General features: G+C 69.7%; 14 protein-coding genes. 9 read left to right on the top strand and 5 right to left on the bottom strand.

Features of this window, described 5'->3' with window-relative positions:
• Window positions 1–53: 53 nt before the first annotated feature.
• A complete protein-coding gene (locus tag ACZ6YG_RS28380) occupies window positions 54–1127 on the bottom strand; it encodes a BMP family lipoprotein (protein WP_148036934.1) in 1074 nt (357 codons plus the stop codon).
• 277 nt (window positions 1128–1404) lie between these two features.
• Here ACZ6YG_RS28380 and ACZ6YG_RS28375 point away from each other — a divergent pair, with 277 nt between their 5' ends.
• The gene (locus tag ACZ6YG_RS28375) at window positions 1405–3291 is read left to right on the top strand and encodes a Xaa-Pro dipeptidyl-peptidase (RefSeq protein ID WP_466019662.1); all 1887 of its coding nucleotides are present in this window, start codon (window positions 1405–1407) and stop codon (window positions 3289–3291) included.
• Between the two features lie 51 nt (window positions 3292–3342).
• On the opposite strand, the gene ACZ6YG_RS28370 is transcribed toward ACZ6YG_RS28375, so the two are convergent.
• Window positions 3343–4578: a M20 family metallopeptidase gene (locus ACZ6YG_RS28370; protein ID WP_148036932.1), complete on the bottom strand. Its 1236-nt coding sequence runs from the start codon at window positions 4576–4578 to the stop codon at window positions 3343–3345.
• Window positions 4579–5084: 506 nt separating this feature from the next.
• On the opposite strand from ACZ6YG_RS28370, the gene ACZ6YG_RS28365 reads away from it, so the two are divergent.
• Together ACZ6YG_RS28365 and ACZ6YG_RS28360 are read left to right on the top strand one after the other, a co-directional pair.
• The gene (locus ACZ6YG_RS28365) at window positions 5085–6473 is read left to right on the top strand and encodes a peptide ligase PGM1-related protein (protein ID WP_466019661.1); all 1389 of its coding nucleotides are present in this window, start codon (window positions 5085–5087) and stop codon (window positions 6471–6473) included.
• Between the two features lie 60 nt (window positions 6474–6533).
• Window positions 6534–7880: a PP2C family protein-serine/threonine phosphatase gene (locus ACZ6YG_RS28360; protein WP_219545195.1), complete on the top strand. Its 1347-nt coding sequence runs from the start codon at window positions 6534–6536 to the stop codon at window positions 7878–7880.
• On the opposite strand, the gene ACZ6YG_RS28355 is transcribed toward ACZ6YG_RS28360, so the two are convergent.
• Window positions 7857–8075, bottom strand: coding sequence for an SCO4848 family membrane protein (locus tag ACZ6YG_RS28355; protein WP_466019660.1), 219 nt, complete (start codon window positions 8073–8075; stop codon window positions 7857–7859). The genes ACZ6YG_RS28360 and ACZ6YG_RS28355 overlap by 24 nt on opposite strands.
• Window positions 8076–8164: 89 nt before the next feature.
• Here ACZ6YG_RS28355 and ACZ6YG_RS28350 point away from each other — a divergent pair, with 89 nt between their 5' ends.
• Window positions 8165–9283, top strand: coding sequence for a D-alanyl-D-alanine carboxypeptidase family protein (locus ACZ6YG_RS28350; protein ID WP_466019659.1), 1119 nt, complete (start codon window positions 8165–8167; stop codon window positions 9281–9283).
• On the opposite strand, the gene ACZ6YG_RS28345 is transcribed toward ACZ6YG_RS28350, so the two are convergent.
• The gene (locus ACZ6YG_RS28345; protein ID WP_466019658.1) at window positions 9278–10228 is read right to left on the bottom strand and encodes a YihY/virulence factor BrkB family protein; all 951 of its coding nucleotides are present in this window, start codon (window positions 10226–10228) and stop codon (window positions 9278–9280) included. The genes ACZ6YG_RS28350 and ACZ6YG_RS28345 overlap by 6 nt on opposite strands.
• A 101-nt stretch (window positions 10229–10329) precedes the next feature.
• Between ACZ6YG_RS28345 and ACZ6YG_RS28340 the strand changes: the two genes are divergently transcribed.
• From ACZ6YG_RS28340 to ACZ6YG_RS28320, 5 genes are all read left to right on the top strand, one after another.
• On the top strand, window positions 10330–10524 hold the full coding sequence (locus ACZ6YG_RS28340) for a hypothetical protein (RefSeq protein ID WP_397198592.1): 195 nt from the start codon (window positions 10330–10332) through the stop codon (window positions 10522–10524).
• 29 nt (window positions 10525–10553) lie between these two features.
• Window positions 10554–10982, top strand: coding sequence for a MarR family winged helix-turn-helix transcriptional regulator (locus ACZ6YG_RS28335; RefSeq protein ID WP_466019657.1), 429 nt, complete (start codon window positions 10554–10556; stop codon window positions 10980–10982).
• A 127-nt stretch (window positions 10983–11109) separates the two neighbouring features.
• Complete coding sequence (locus tag ACZ6YG_RS28330) at window positions 11110–11577, top strand: SRPBCC domain-containing protein (protein ID WP_397198551.1); 468 nt, start codon at window positions 11110–11112, stop codon at window positions 11575–11577.
• Complete coding sequence (locus ACZ6YG_RS28325; RefSeq protein ID WP_271276607.1) at window positions 11578–12369, top strand: SRPBCC domain-containing protein; 792 nt, start codon at window positions 11578–11580, stop codon at window positions 12367–12369.
• Window positions 12370–12652: 283 nt separating this feature from the next.
• Complete coding sequence (locus ACZ6YG_RS28320) at window positions 12653–12793, top strand: hypothetical protein (RefSeq protein ID WP_364225385.1); 141 nt, start codon at window positions 12653–12655, stop codon at window positions 12791–12793.
• Window positions 12794–13276: 483 nt separating this feature from the next.
• Here ACZ6YG_RS28320 and trpS read toward each other — a convergent pair whose 3' ends face one another.
• On the bottom strand, window positions 13277–14281 hold the full coding sequence (gene trpS / locus ACZ6YG_RS28315; protein ID WP_148036924.1) for a tryptophan--tRNA ligase: 1005 nt from the start codon (window positions 14279–14281) through the stop codon (window positions 13277–13279).
• Window positions 14282–14287 lie beyond the last annotated feature (6 nt).

Genomic DNA, 14287 nt, shown 5'->3' with positions numbered 1-14287 from the left:
GGCCGAAGGCCCGGGTCAGGGGACGCCGGGCCCTCGGGGAGGCATTCCTCAGATCACGGCTTGGTCGGGACCGTGATCTTGCCGTCGACGATGTCCTTCTGAGCGGCTTCGATCTTGTCCGCGATGTCGTCGATCTCACCGCCGGTGGTGGACAGGCCGACGCCGTCCACCTTGAGGTCGTAGATCACGTCGGTGCCGCCCTTGGCGCCACCCTGGAAGGCCTTGACGAACTCGAACACGCCCACGTCGACGCGCTTGAGCATGGAGGTCATGATGACCTCCTGGAGGTTGGTCTCCTTGACCGTCTGGCGCTGGTCGGAGTCGACGCCGATGGCCTTCTTCTTGGCCGCGGCCGCCGCCTGGAACACGCCGAGGCCGGAGTCGCCGGACGCGTGGTAGACGATCTCCGCGCCGTCCTGGTACATCTTCTCGGCCGCGACCTTGCCCTTGTCGGGGGCGCGGAAGCCGGTGAAGTCACCGTCGGGCGTGAGGTACGTCACGTCGATCTTGGCGTCGCTCTTGACCGACTTCACGCCGGCCTCGAAGCCCGCCTGGAACTTCTTGATCAGGTCGTTCTCGACACCGCCGACGAAGCCCACGTGGCCGCTCTCGGCCTTGAGCGCCGCCGCGACGCCCGCCAGGTAGGAGCCCTGCTCCTCGGCGAAGAGCAGGCCCGTCACGTTGGTGGCGTTGGAGGCCGAGTCGACGACCGCGAACTGGATCTCCGGGTACTCCTCGGCGGCCTTCTTGATGTCCTCGCCGTAGGCGAAGCCGACGCCGATGATCGGGTTGTAGCCCGCGTCGGCCAGCTGGGTCAGCAGCTCGCCGCGGTTGGAGCCGTCGGACGCCGGGCTGAGTTCCTTGATCTCCGCGCCGAGCTCGGCCTTCGCCTTCTCCAGGCCCGCGTAGGCGGCGTCGTTGAACGACTTGTCGCCGCGTCCGCCGATGTCGAACGCGAGACCGACCTTGAGCGCGCCACCCGCGGGGGCGCTGCTGCTGTCCGCGGACGGCGCGGTGCTCGCCGTCGTCTCCCCGCCGCTGCCGCTGCCGCCACAAGCCGCGGCCGCCATGAGCATGGCACCGGCCAGCGTGCCGGTCGCCAACCTGCCGAATCGCTTGCTGAGCAAGGCGACTCCTTCCATTTCCCCGGCCGTCAAACTTCATCGCAGGCGCGAAGAAATGCACGGCAACCCTGCACGGAAGATAGTTGGTTGACCAGGCCATACCAAACCGGCACACAGGGTCGCAACCGCTCCGTTATCGACCTCAAGCGGGACTGTGACCTGGCCGCGCCCTCACCCACGTCCGGAAGCTTTGCCCAATTTTGGGCCTCGCCATCCGGTCCGAGGGGATCGATCATGACAGGGCATTCCCCCAACCGGGGCAACCACTCAGGAGTCCTGCATGCACCCCTGGAAGGCAATCGCCGTGCCGCTGGCCGCGGCCATGGTGCTCACCATGGCGTCCGCGCCGCCCGCGGCATCGGCGGACACCCCCGCCGTCAAGGTCGAAGGAGGCGCGACCCAACCGGTCTTCTCCCGCGCCGACGCGATCAAACAGACGGTCTTCGTCGAGGTGGCCGGCACCGACAGCGACGACGACGGCAGCCCCGACCGGGTCGCCGTCGACATCCTGCGGCCCAAGGAGACCGACCAGGGACTCAAGGTCCCGGTCATCATGGAGGCCAGCCCGTACTACGCGGGCGGCAACGACGTCGCCAACCACGTGGTGGACGTCGACGAGCACGGCAACCCGCTGCCCAGCACCCTGCGCGGGCAGTCCAAGCTGTCGAGCGAGCCGTTCGACTCCTACTACGACAACTACTTCGTGCCCCGCGGCTACGCCGTCGCCCTGGTCGAGAACCTGGGCAGCGGCCGCGCCACCGGCTGCCCGACCACCGGCGACCGCAACGAGACGGCCGGGCCCAAGGCCGCCATCGACTGGCTCAACGGCCGCGCCAAGGCCTTCGACGCCGCCGGCAACCCGGTCGAGGCCACCTGGTCCACCGGCAAGGTCGGCATGATCGGCGTCTCGTACAACGGGACCCTGCCGAACGCGGTGGCCGCGACCGGCGTCAAGGGCCTGGAGACGATCGTGCCGATCGCCGCGATCTCCTCCTGGTACGACTACTACCGGGCCAACGGCGGCGTGGTCGCGCCCGGCGGGTTCCAGGGCGAGGACGCGGACGTGCTGGCCAAGTACGTGCTCACCAGGGAGAACGGCCAGGAGGTGTGCGGGCCGGTCATGGACCACCTGACCGCCGCCCAGGACCGGGTCACCGGCGACTACAACGACTTCTGGGACGACCGCAACTACCTCAACGACGTGCGCAAGGTGCGGGCCAGCGTCTTCCTCGTGCACGGGCTCAACGACTGGAACGTCAAGACCAAGCAGGCCGCCCAGTGGTGGTACGCGCTGGCCGAGCGGAAGGTGCCGCGCAAGATCTGGCTGCACCAGGGCACCCACATGAACCCGTTCAGCCTGCGCACCGCCGAGTGGCTGCGCCAGCTGCACGGCTGGTTCGACCACTGGCTGTACGGGATCGACAGCGGGATCATGCGTGAGCCTCAGGCCGACGTGGAGATCGCGGCCGGTCAGTGGGGTCAGCACAGGTCGTGGCCGCTGCCGGGCACCGCGCCGGTGCGGCTGTGGATGGGCTCGGACGCGAAGCTGGGCCTGCTGCCGCGACCGCTCTCGGCGCGCGAGTCGTTCGTCGACCAGAAGACCCGCACGGCGGAGCAGCTGGTGGAGAACGCCCCGGCCGCCGACCCGAACCGGCTGGCCTACCTCACCGGGACGCTGCCTACGGACGTGCGGATCTCCGGCACACCGGAGGTCACCGTGCGGGCCTCGCTGAAGAACGGCTCCTCGCCGTTCCTGACCGCGCTGCTCGTGGACTACGGCACCGACACGCGGCCCGACGGCCGGCTGCTGTCGACCGGCGAGGAGTACTGCTACGGCCAGGGCGTGCCGGGTGACACCGGCTGTACGGTGCTGCGCCGGCTGGGCACGGCCGAGACCGCGTACAAGATCGTCACCCGGGGCTGGCTGGACGTGCGCAACCGGAACCGGGCCGACCGGACGGAGCCGGTCCGCGCGGGCAAGGAGTACAGCTTCACCTGGGACTTCCAGCCCCAGGACTACCTGTTCAAGAAGGGGCACAGGATCGGCGTCGTGATCATCTCGACCGACCACGACTACACCCTGCGCTACCCGGCGGGCACCGAGGTGACGCTGTCGCCCGGCCGCTCGTCGCTGCGGCTGCCGGTGGTCTTCGGCCGGATCTCCTGACATGGGACGGCGGCGGGAGACCGGAGTCTCCCGCCGCCGGACCGTGTCTCGTCAGGCCAGCGCCGAGGTGATCTCGTCAGCGGCCGGCACGTGGGTGCTCTCGAACAGCGCGGTCAGCGCGGTCGTGGCCATGACCCGCACGCCCATCGCGATCGCCCGCTCGTCGATGTCGAACGTGCCCTGGTGGATGTCGTAGGTGACGCCGCTCTCCGGGGACCGGGTGCCGAGCCGGGCGAAGGCGCCCGGGATCGACTCGAGGTACCAAGCGAAGTCCTCGCCGCCGAGCGACTGGTGGGTGGACACCACGGCGCCCGCGCCCAGGGCGCGCTCGGCGGCCTCGGACAGCATCTGCACGCAGCCCTCGTCGTTGACCACCGGGGGCACACCGCGGGTGTATTCCATCGTGGCCTCGATGCCGTACGCGCCCGCGACCGACTCCAGCAGCGTCTTGATCAGGTCAGGTGCGGCGTGCCAGGCGTCCTCGTCGAGGCAGCGGACCGTGCCCTCGGCCACGCCGCCGTCGGGGATCGCGTTGGCGGCCGTGCCGGCCTCGACGCGGCCCCAGACGAGGCTGAGCGAGGAGCGTGGGTCGATCCGGCGCGACAGCGCGGCGGGCAGCTCGGTGAGCACCTTGGCCAGCGCGAAGACCAGGTCGGCCGTGAGGTGCGGGCGGGCGGTGTGACCGCCGGGGCCGGACACCCGGATGACGACCTTGTCGCAGGCGGAGGTGATCGGGCCGCTCTTGAGACCGAGCTGGCCGACGTCGACGCGAGGGTCGCAGTGGAGGCCGAAGATGCGGTCGACGCCGCTGATGCCGCCCTGGGCCATGACCTCGAGCGCGCCGCCGGGAAGCTCCTCGGCGGGCTGGAAGATCAGCCGCACCCGGCCGGGCAGCAGCCCCGCGGCGGCCTGCTGGGCGAGGAAGAGCGAGGCGCCGAGCAGGATCGTGGTGTGCACGTCGTGGCCGCACGCGTGGCAGGCGCCGGGGACGGTCGAACGGTAGGACACGCCCTTCTCGTCCTGCAGGGGCAGCGCGTCGATGTCGGCGCGCAGCGCGATGGTGGGGCCGTCGCCGCTTCCCACGTCGCAGATGAGGCCCGTGCCGCGCGGGAGCACCGTCGGGGTCAGCCCGGCGGCCACGAGCCGCTCCGCGACCCGCTGGGTCGTGCGGTATTCGGCGAAGGCCAGCTCAGGATGCATGTGCAGGTCGCGGCGGAACGCCACGAGATCCTGCTCGGTCTCCACCAGGAACGCGTCGAGTTCCCCTCGAAGCTCACGCCCCTGCATCAGTCACCATCCCGTCCCGTGCCGTGCGCCGTCGACTACCCGGAAATCACACGGCCAATAGCGCCGTATCGAGTACTTGTCCCAACTGTGGTCGGCTGTTCGATCGGAGCAGCCGTCCGGCGAATCGAGATTGCCGCACACCCGGAGGTCTTCGGGGATCGTCAGCGCGGGGCACGACTCTCGGTCGCCTGTTGAGGACAACCGCCACAGCCCGGATCACAGCGGTCGGCCGTGGAACCTGGCGATGCTCCGACTTTATCCCTCTCACGAGGCTTCGCGCTGACGACTACACCAAAAGTTAGCCGACGGCATGCCCGTAACCATGGACGGTCACGGAGAGTGACAGGTCAACTGACCTGAAAATAGTCACAAGGGATCACTAGATCATGACCCGCGGCCGCCACTCCCAAACGTGGTGACCGATTCCGAATCGCGTCACCTTCAGCCATGGCGATAACACTACCGCGCTGGCTGCATTTGGGAGAATTGCGTGTTTCACTCGCTATATGATCACTAACATCCCGTTCGGGGAGAAGTATGCCGGGTTGAGCATCTTCGAGCCGGGCCAGGGCACCCTGGTGGTCGTACCTTCGCTCTCCCTGCCCCAGGATGAGCTCCGCCGCATCACGGGCGCGCGATGCTACGAGGAGCGTCTGCTCTTCTTGTTGCTGACGCTGCGCGAGCCCGGGGTCGACGTGATCTACCTGTCGTCCGCGCCGATCGATCCGGCCATCGTCGACTACTACTTGGGATTCCTGCCCGATCCGGAGGAAGCCGCCAAGCGGCTCACGCTGATCAGCCTCGATACCCCGGACGCGCAGCCCCTCACCCGGACGTTACTCTCCCGTCCCGATGTCCTGGAGCGGCTGCGCGCCGCGATCGACGGCGACGCCTGGCTGGTCCCCTTCGTGCTGAGCGAGCTGGAGGAACGGCTCGCCTCGCTACTCAGCGTTCCCCTCTACGGCCCGGCCACGTCGCTGGCCTACTACGGCTCCAAGAGCGGCTCCCGGGAGATCGGAGCCGAGGCGGGAGTGCCGATGGCCCGGGGCTTCCGCGACCTCTACACGCTCGCCGAGATCGAGGACGCGATCGAGTCGCTGCCGGGCGAGCGCCTGATCGTCAAGCTGAACGACGCCTACTCCGGCCTCGGCAACGCCATCGTGCCCAGGGGCGACCTGCGGGGCACCAGCTTCGCGGCCGAGGGCGAGACCTGGGCCACCTTCGCCGCCAAGGTGCGCGAGCGCGGCGCGGTCGTCGAGGAGTTCATCGAGCACCGCCCGCTCTACCACCCGAGCGCGCTGGCCCGCATCTCCCCCGGCGGCGACTACGAGGTGGTCGCCACCCACGACCAGGTGCTCGGCGGCCCGAACAACCACGTCTACCAGGGCTGCATGTTCCCGGCCGCGCCGGAGTACCGCTCCGAGGTCGGCGACTGCGCCGGGCGCATAGCCGGAGCGCTGGCGGCCAAAGGCGTGATCGGCCTGTTCGGCATGGACTTCTTCGCCATGAAGACCGACGCCGGCTACGCGGCGCTGCTGTGCGAGATCAACCTGCGCATCGGCGGCACCACCCACCCGTACGGGGCCGCGCTGCTGACGACCGGGGCCACGTACGACCCCGGCACCGGGCTGCTGATGGCCGAGGGCCGGCCCAAGTACTACACGGCCACGGACAACTGCGCGGCCGACTGCCTGCGCGGGCGCACCCCCGGGCAGGTGCTGCGCCAGGCCGAGCGGCTCGGCCTCGGCTTCGACCACGACAGCCGCACCGGCAACGTCTTCCACCTGCTCGGCGCCATCCCCGAGCACGGCAAGCTCGGCTTCACCTCGATCGCCGACTCCCGCGAGCAGGCGGACGAGCTGCACCGCCGGACCCGACGCGCCCTCTGTGGCTGATTCCGCACCGATTCTGTGCATTAATAAACGAAGTCACGTATGGGCTGGAGGGGCGCTCCGGTGAATCCGTACTTCGTCATCAAAGACCCGCGCAGCCGCGCCGGTCTGCGTCTGAGCGCGTCCGCCACGTCCCAGGAGCGGCTGGCCTTCCTCAACGAGGCGAGCAGCCGCATCGGCAGCACGCTCGACCTCCAGCAGACGTGCCGCGAGCTGATGGACGTCGCGATCCCCCGGCTGGCCGACACCGGCGGCGTCATGGTGCAGGAGCGGCTCATCACCGAAGGCGAGTTCCCGGCCCGCGCGAAGGACGGCTCGGCCCTGGTCAGACGCGTGTCCACGGCGGTGGCGACGCACAACCCGTGGGAGTGGGACGACGCGTTCCCGGTCGACGAGGTCTGCGTCTATCCCCCGTACCTGCCGCAGGGGCAGGCCATGGCCACGGGCGAGACCGTGCTCGTGCCCAGGCTGGACCGCACCGTCGGCGAGGAGAACGCACAGGCGTTCCAGCGGCCGATCATCGCCAGGCTGCTGCCCGGGAGCTCCTTCCTCGTGGCGCCGCTGCTCGCCAGGGGCAACGTGCTCGGGTTCCTGGTGCTGCTGCGCCGCGACTGCAGCGAGCCCTTCCAGGAGTCGGACGTCCCGCTGGCCGAGGAACTGGCCGCGCGGACCGCGATCTGCATCGACAACGCCCGGCTCTACGAGCGCGAGCGGCGCACCGCGCTCATGCTGCAGCGCTCCCTCCTGCCGACCGGCCTGCAGCGGTCCCCCGGCCTGGAGATCGCCTACCGCTACCTGCCGGCGAGCGACCTGGCCGAGGTGGGCGGCGACTGGTTCGACGTGATCCCGGTGACCCCGGAGCGCACCGCGCTGGTGGTCGGCGACGTGATGGGCCACGGCATCCGCGCCGCGGCGACCATGGGCCAGCTCCGCACCGCCACCCAGACGCTGGCCAGCCTGGACCTCGACCCGTCCGAGCTGCTGTTCCGGCTCAACCACGTGGCCCAGCAGCTCAGCTCCGACCAGATCGCGACCTGCCTGTACGCGACGTACGACCGCACGTCCGGCAAGATCGCCATGGCCAGCGCGGGACACCTGCCGCCGGTGCTGGTGGAACCCGCCGGGCAGGCCGCGACCGTGCCCGTCGTCCCGGGCCTGCCGCTCGGCGTCGACGTCGAGACGTGGGAGACCTGCACCGTCGACCTGCCTCCGGGCGGCCTGCTCGCCCTCTACACCGACGGCCTGGTGGAGAGCAGGGAGCAGAGCATCGACCAGGGCCTGTCGGGTCTGTGCACGCTGCTCAGCGGTCCGCCCCGGGGGATCGAGCGGATCTGTGACCTGATCATCAACGCGCAGCGGCCGACGGACAAGCGCGACGACATCGCGCTACTGCTCGCCAAGGCCTCCTGATCGGCTCCCGCGCAGACCGCGCCACCCGATGACGCCCAGCACGATCGCCAGCACGATGTTGACGGCGATCAGGATGCCGTGCACCACGTAGAAGCCGGTCTCGTGCCCGTCCTGGAGGTTGAATCCCAGGTTGATCCACTCGAAGATCATGAACGCGGCGAGCGCGATGAGGAATCCAGCGATCTTTCGTGACATGACCATCTCTCTAGCGTCTGAAGCGGATCTTCAGGGGATGTGTCGGCACATGAGCGACAACACGAAGCTACGCTGAGTTCGCGATGTGGATGAAACTGGTGCCAGTCACGGCACTCCTCGTGGCGGTGACCTTCACCGGGGCGGCCCAGGCGTCCCCGGCCCCGACCCAGACCCCGACCCCGCCGCCGGTCGGCGGTGACCTGCTGGCCGGTCGTGGCCTGATCAAGCCCGTCGGGTTCAAGGCGCCCCCGAAGACCAAGGCGACCGCGTACGTGATCGCCGACCACGAGACGGGGCAGGTGCTGGCGGCGAAGGACCCGCACGGCCGCTACCGTCCGGCCAGCACGCTCAAGATGCTCACCGCGGCCACGCTGATCCCCAAGCTCGACAAGACCCTCAAGGTCAGGCCGAGCCGCAACGCCGTCAACCAGGAAGGCAGCGCCGTCGGCCTGCAGACCAGGCCCATCTACACGGTCGACGACCTGTTCAAGGCCCTGATGATGTCGTCCGGCAACGACGCGGCGATGGCGCTGGCCGAGGCGAACGGCGGCCTCGACAAGACCATGCGCGACATGAACGACGAGGCCAAGCGGCTGCAGGCGAACGACACCGTGGCCAAGACCCCCAGCGGCCTGGACAAGCCCGGTCAGAGCAGCTCCGCCTACGACCTGGCGCTCATCGCCAGGTCCGGCCTGTCCGACAAGGACTTCCGGCGGTACGTGAGCACCAAGACGGCCAAGTTCCCCGCGCCGAAGAAGTGGTACGAGATCAGCAACCACAACAAGCTGCTCTGGCGCTACAAGGGCATGATCGGGGTCAAGAACGGCTGGACGACGAAGGCGCAGAGCACGTTCGTCGGCGCGGCCACCCGCGACGGCCACACGATCATCGTGTCGATCATGAAGCACGAGGGCTACTTCTGGGAAGAGGTGGCCGACCTGCTCGACTGGGGCTTCGCCGCCCGGGGCAAGGCGACGCCGGTCGGCCGGCTCGTCGACCCGCTGCCCGACGAGCCGGTCCAGCAGGCGGCGCCGGTCGCCACGTCCCACGCCACTCCGTCGCCCAGCCGGAAGCCGATGATGGACGCGGCCGCGTCCGAGCAGGACGCGAGCACGCGCACGATGGGTTCCGTGGTGATCGGCGGCGGGCTGCTGTTCGGGCTGGTCTGGCTCGGCTACGGCATCCGCCGCAGGCGCAGGAGGCTATGACGGCCCGGCCGGCTCCGGCGTGCCCGCCGAGGGCACGGGCGAGGGCGCGGGCGGCGGAGCGCCTCCGGCCGTGGCGGTCCACGCGGCCACGTACAGGATGAGCCGGGTGGAGAAGTTGATCCACAGCAGCAGGCCGACCATGACCGCGAACGCGCCGTAGATCGGGTTCGACAGCGTCCTGGCGAGCAGCAGCGAGGCGAGCTGCTTGAGCACGCCGAACCCGATCGCGCCGAGCAGCGCTCCCCGGGCGAGCACCCGGAACGGCTGGACGGGCCTGGCCACCCAGCCCAGCGCGATCATGAACAGCACCCAGTCGGCGGCGACGCTGCCCGCCAGGCCGACGAGCCCCGTCAGCACCGTCACCACCGGCGAGCTGCCGCCGAACAGGAAGTTCGCCACCATCGTGGTGGCCTGCGTCGCCAGCCCGCCGACCAGCACCGACACGATGAGCGTCACGCCCAGCATGAGCAGCGACGCCAGGTCGCGCAGCTTGGCCCTGACGAACGAGAACGCCGGCGAGGTGGTCATGGAGATCTCGCGCAGCGCCCCGCGCAGCGCGTCCACCGCCCCGAGCCCCGCGTACAGCAGGCCCAGGAGGCCGATGACGCCCGCGGTCGTCTTGGCGTCCTTGATCGCCGTCAGGTCGAGCTGCCCCGCCAGGCCGGGCAGCCGCTCGGTGATCGCCGTCTCCAGCGCCCCCGCCACCGTCGCGCTGACCGTCACCACATACCCCAGCAGCGCGAACGCCAGCGCGATCAGCGGGAAGAAGGACAGGAACGCGAAGTACGTCACCCCGCCCGCCAGCCGGTCGCCGGACTGCGCCTGGTAGCGCTGGACGGTCTTGATGAGGTGGTCGACGGACGGCCTGCGCACGCGCCAGCCTTCCACCATCCGCCTGGCCCGGTTCTTGATGGACCGGATCCGCTCGGTCAGGCTCACACTCACGCCCCAGACCTGCCCTGGAGCCGACGTTCGTATCCTTTCGGCGATCATTCCGCGCCGGGGGATTTCCCGTTGGACGGACCTCTCAGGGACCTGGCGGGCCTTTGTCGATCTTCGGCGGATTGCAGGCGGCGGAGACCGTGCGCAGCGACGACTTCCGCGGCCTCCGCCTCCTGCGGCGCCGTCTGGGCGACCGGATGAAAGCGGGGTTCGTCCTCTACTGCGGGCCCGAGTCGCTGAGCTTCGGTGACGGCATGGCCTGCCTGCCCGTCTCCGCGCTGTGGACCACTCCGGCTTGACACGGGCCGCAGGGCGGGAAACTGGAAGGGTGACCACCGAGAAGGGCTCTCCGCCGCCCATCAGCCCCTCCATCATCGTGCTGACGCTGGCGCGCCGGGTCGAGACCGAGCTCGGCGCCGCTCTCGCGCCGCTCGACCTCACCGTCACCCGGCTCGGGCTGCTCGGGCACATCGCCGCCGTGCCGGGCGTGTCGTTCAGCGACCTGGCGCGCATGTCGGGCACCGCCGTGCAGAGCGTGCACTCCGCGGTGAAGGCCCTGGTCGCCGCCGGCCTCGTACGCGACAGCAACGCCCGCGCCGGCTCGGCGTCCACGATCGAGCTGACCCCCGAGGGGCGGCGGCTCCTGGCGGCGGCCGAGCAGGTCATCGGCGACGTCGACGACCTGCTGTTCGGGCCGTCGGCGGACCCGATCCAGCGACAGCTCGCCGCCGCCATCCGCGCCGCCTTCGCCTCCTGACGCGCGTTATGCCGCTGGTCGATGGCGGGGTCCGTGCGGCGGTCGCGCTCAGCTGCAACGAGAGATGAGTCGGTACGCGCGAAGGTCGCCTTGAAATATTCGCCTAGACGAATGTATTCTCCATGGCATGACCGAGAACATCGAACGAATCGTTGCCGCATCGCCTGCCCGCGTCTGGGAGCTCTGGACGACCGCGGAGGGCATCTCGTCGTGGTGGGCGCCAGAGGGCTTCCGCACTGACGTCACGAAGCTTGACCTCACGCCGGGCGGTGAGCTGGTCTACACCATGACGGCGGTGGCGCCGGAGCAGATCGCCTTCATGGAGCAGCACGGGATGCCGCTCTCGACCGAGTCCCGCAAGTACTTCACCGAGATCGCCGAACCTCACCGTCTCGCCTACCAGTCGGTTGTCGACTTCGTGCCCGACCATGAGCCGTACGAGCATCTGACGGTCGTCGAGCTCTCGTCCGTCGAGGGCGGCACGCGTATCGTCATGCAGGTCGAGCGGATGCATGACGAGGTGTGGACGCAGCGGCTGCTCGCGGGGCGCGCCAACGAGCTGGACAATCTGGCGGCCCTCGTCGCGGAGAGCTGAATGAGCGAGGGCATCCAGCCCATGCTCGCGGCGATCGCCGAGCCCACACGGTTCCGCATCGTGGAGCTGCTGTCGACGCGCGCGTGTACGGTCGGCGAAGTCGCCGAGGGCATCGGCGCGCTGCAGCCTCAGACGACCAAGCACATCCAGGCGCTCGAGGCTGCCGGCGTCATCCGGGTGCACAAGCTCGGGCGCAGGCGGGTCGCTCGACTCGACCGCGCATCCATGTCCATGCTCTCGTCGTTCTTCGGGCGGCTCGCCGTGCCCGACCCGGATGACGCCGTGCTTGAGAGCTACGAGGCGTCGATCGGGCGGGAGGAGGCTCGCCGGCCTGGCGACGACGGTGCCCGTGTCCTCACCTTCGAGCGGAAGCTGCCGTTTCCCGCGGCGGTGGTGTGGGATGCCTGGACCGACGCCGAGCAGGCCGCACAGTGGTGGGCGCCTCGTCATTTCCACGTCGACGTGTTCGACATCGCGCCGCAGGAGGGCACGCCGATCCGCTTCGTGCTGCACGAGGGGGATGGGGCGACTTACGAGTCCGTGGGCCGGGTCGTGGAGGTGCGGCCGCGCCGGCAACTGGTGTTCACGCTCGCCCCGGTCGACGCCACCGGAGTGCCGCTCTTCTCGGCCCGTCACACAGTGTCGCTGACAGAGGAGGACGGGATGACGACGGTCCGCCTCCGTATCGTGGTGTCCGAGGTCCGCGCTGAGGCGGCCCCGATGACCGCAGGGCTTGAGCCGGGGTGGAACCAGCTGCTCGACGGTCTGCGACGCTCGCTCGCCGCACGTTGACGGCTCGGTACGGTCGAGGAGGTGTGACGTGGCGACGATCGACGACGTTCGCGCACTCGGCTCCAAGCTCGGGCCTTCCTCCCGGGCTACGTGTGCAGCCGTCCGAAGTTCCGGGTCAGGCAGGTCGTCGACGTCGTTCTCCCTCGATGGACCCGTCAGGGGCTTGGATTCCCGCCTGAGGAGTGCGCGGCGTTCCCACGGGGTGCGCGCCCCCTTCGCGTATCCGCCGGAGGGGCGTCGTGCGTGCATCTGTGCTGTGCCCGCACGAACGGAGAGACCCCTGATGGGTCGCCACCGATACAAGCGCACCCCCGACCAGCCGCCTGCGCACCGCGAGCGGGAGGTGCCCGTGGTGCTCCCGCACGTCGTGATGACGATCGCCGACGACGGAGCCATGACCGTGACAGTCGATGGGCAGACGTAAGCGCTGGAGCCGTATGCGCCGCCGTGGAGTCAGGAAGCGTTCGCCGTGCTCATCGACCAACTCCTGAACCTGCGGCAGTGCCCGATCCGCGTCGAGGTCCGCGAAGCAGACGGCACCGGTCGTCCATGCCCGGCGATGACACGCGCCTGGTGACGTATCTCTCGGCCGTGGGCGCAGGTTCACTTCCGGCCTCAGGACATCAACCGACTTCTGCTGCCCGTCCCCTGCCAGGAAACCCCGATCCCAACGCCTCTGGGCAGGGAGGGGCGACAGCTCCTGGGAGGGCGCCCGAGCTGTGGAGGCGCGGACCTTTCGCGCGCCGGAGGCGCGCTTGGGAAGGACAGCCTGAGCTGGTCGCCGCGAAGCGGCTGTCGGCGAAGCCCTTGTCGCGCCGGAGGCGCTTGATGGTTTGGGCCGGGGCGTCGCGGAGCGACCGGGGGGTGAAGCGCCGGAGGCGCCCCGGGAAGAGCGGTGGGGTGCCGGCTAGGCGCCTGGGAGGAAGCCGACCCGGTCGCGGACTTCGGCCATGGTGCGCCGGGCCACCGCACGGGCGCGCTCCGCGCCCGAAGCCAGCATCCGGTCCAGCTCGGCCTCGTCGGCCAGCAGCTTCTCGGTGCGCTCGCGGATCGGGGTGAAGGCGTCGATGACCGCTTCGGCGACGTCCTTCTTGAAGGTCCCGTAACCCTGCCCGGCGTAGCGGGCGACCAGGTCGGGGATCGGCGTGCCGGTCAGCGCGGACTGGATGCGCAGCAGGTTGGAGATCCCCGGCTTGGCCTCCTCGTCGAAGCGGACCTCGGTCTCGGTGTCGGTGACCGCCCGCATGATCTTCTTGCGCAGCGGCCCCGGCTGCTCCAGGACGTCCAGGATGCCCGCGGGGCTGGAGGAGGACTTGGACATCTTGGCCGACGGGTCCTGCAGGTCGGTGATCTTCTCGACCTCTTTGAGAATGAACGGCTCGGGGATCGTGAAGGTGTCGCCGAAGCGGTGGTTGAAGCGCTGGCCGAGGTCGCGGGTGAGCTCCAGGTGCTGCTTCTGGTCGGCGCCGACGGGCACGCTGTTGGCCTGGTAGAGCAGGATGTCGGCGGCCTGCAGGATCGGGTAGGTGAACAGGCCGACGCTGGCCGCGCTCTCCCCGAACTTGGCCGACTTGTCCTTGAACTGCGTCATCCGCGCGGCCTCGCCCATGCCGGTCTGGCAGTTGAGTATCCAGGCCAGCTCGGAGTGCTCGCGGACGTGGGACTGCACGAACACGGTGGAGCGTTCCGGATCGAGCCCGGCGGCGAAGAGCTGGGCCGCGGCGACGCGGGTGCGGCGGCGCAGCGCGGCGGGCTCGGTGGGCACGGTGATCGCGTGCAGGTCCACCACGCAGTAGAAGGCGTCGTGGGTCTCCTGCAACGTGACCCATTGACGAACCGCACCCAGGTAGTTGCCCAGGTGGAAGGAGTCCGCGGTGGGCTGGATGCCGGAGAGAACACGAGGTCTGGCCATGACAGG

The sequence above is a fragment of the Nonomuraea sp. NPDC054003 genome (assembly GCF_055585125.1).
Note: the sequence above shows the minus strand (reverse complement) of the source record. Positions and strands in the feature narration are given on the sequence as shown.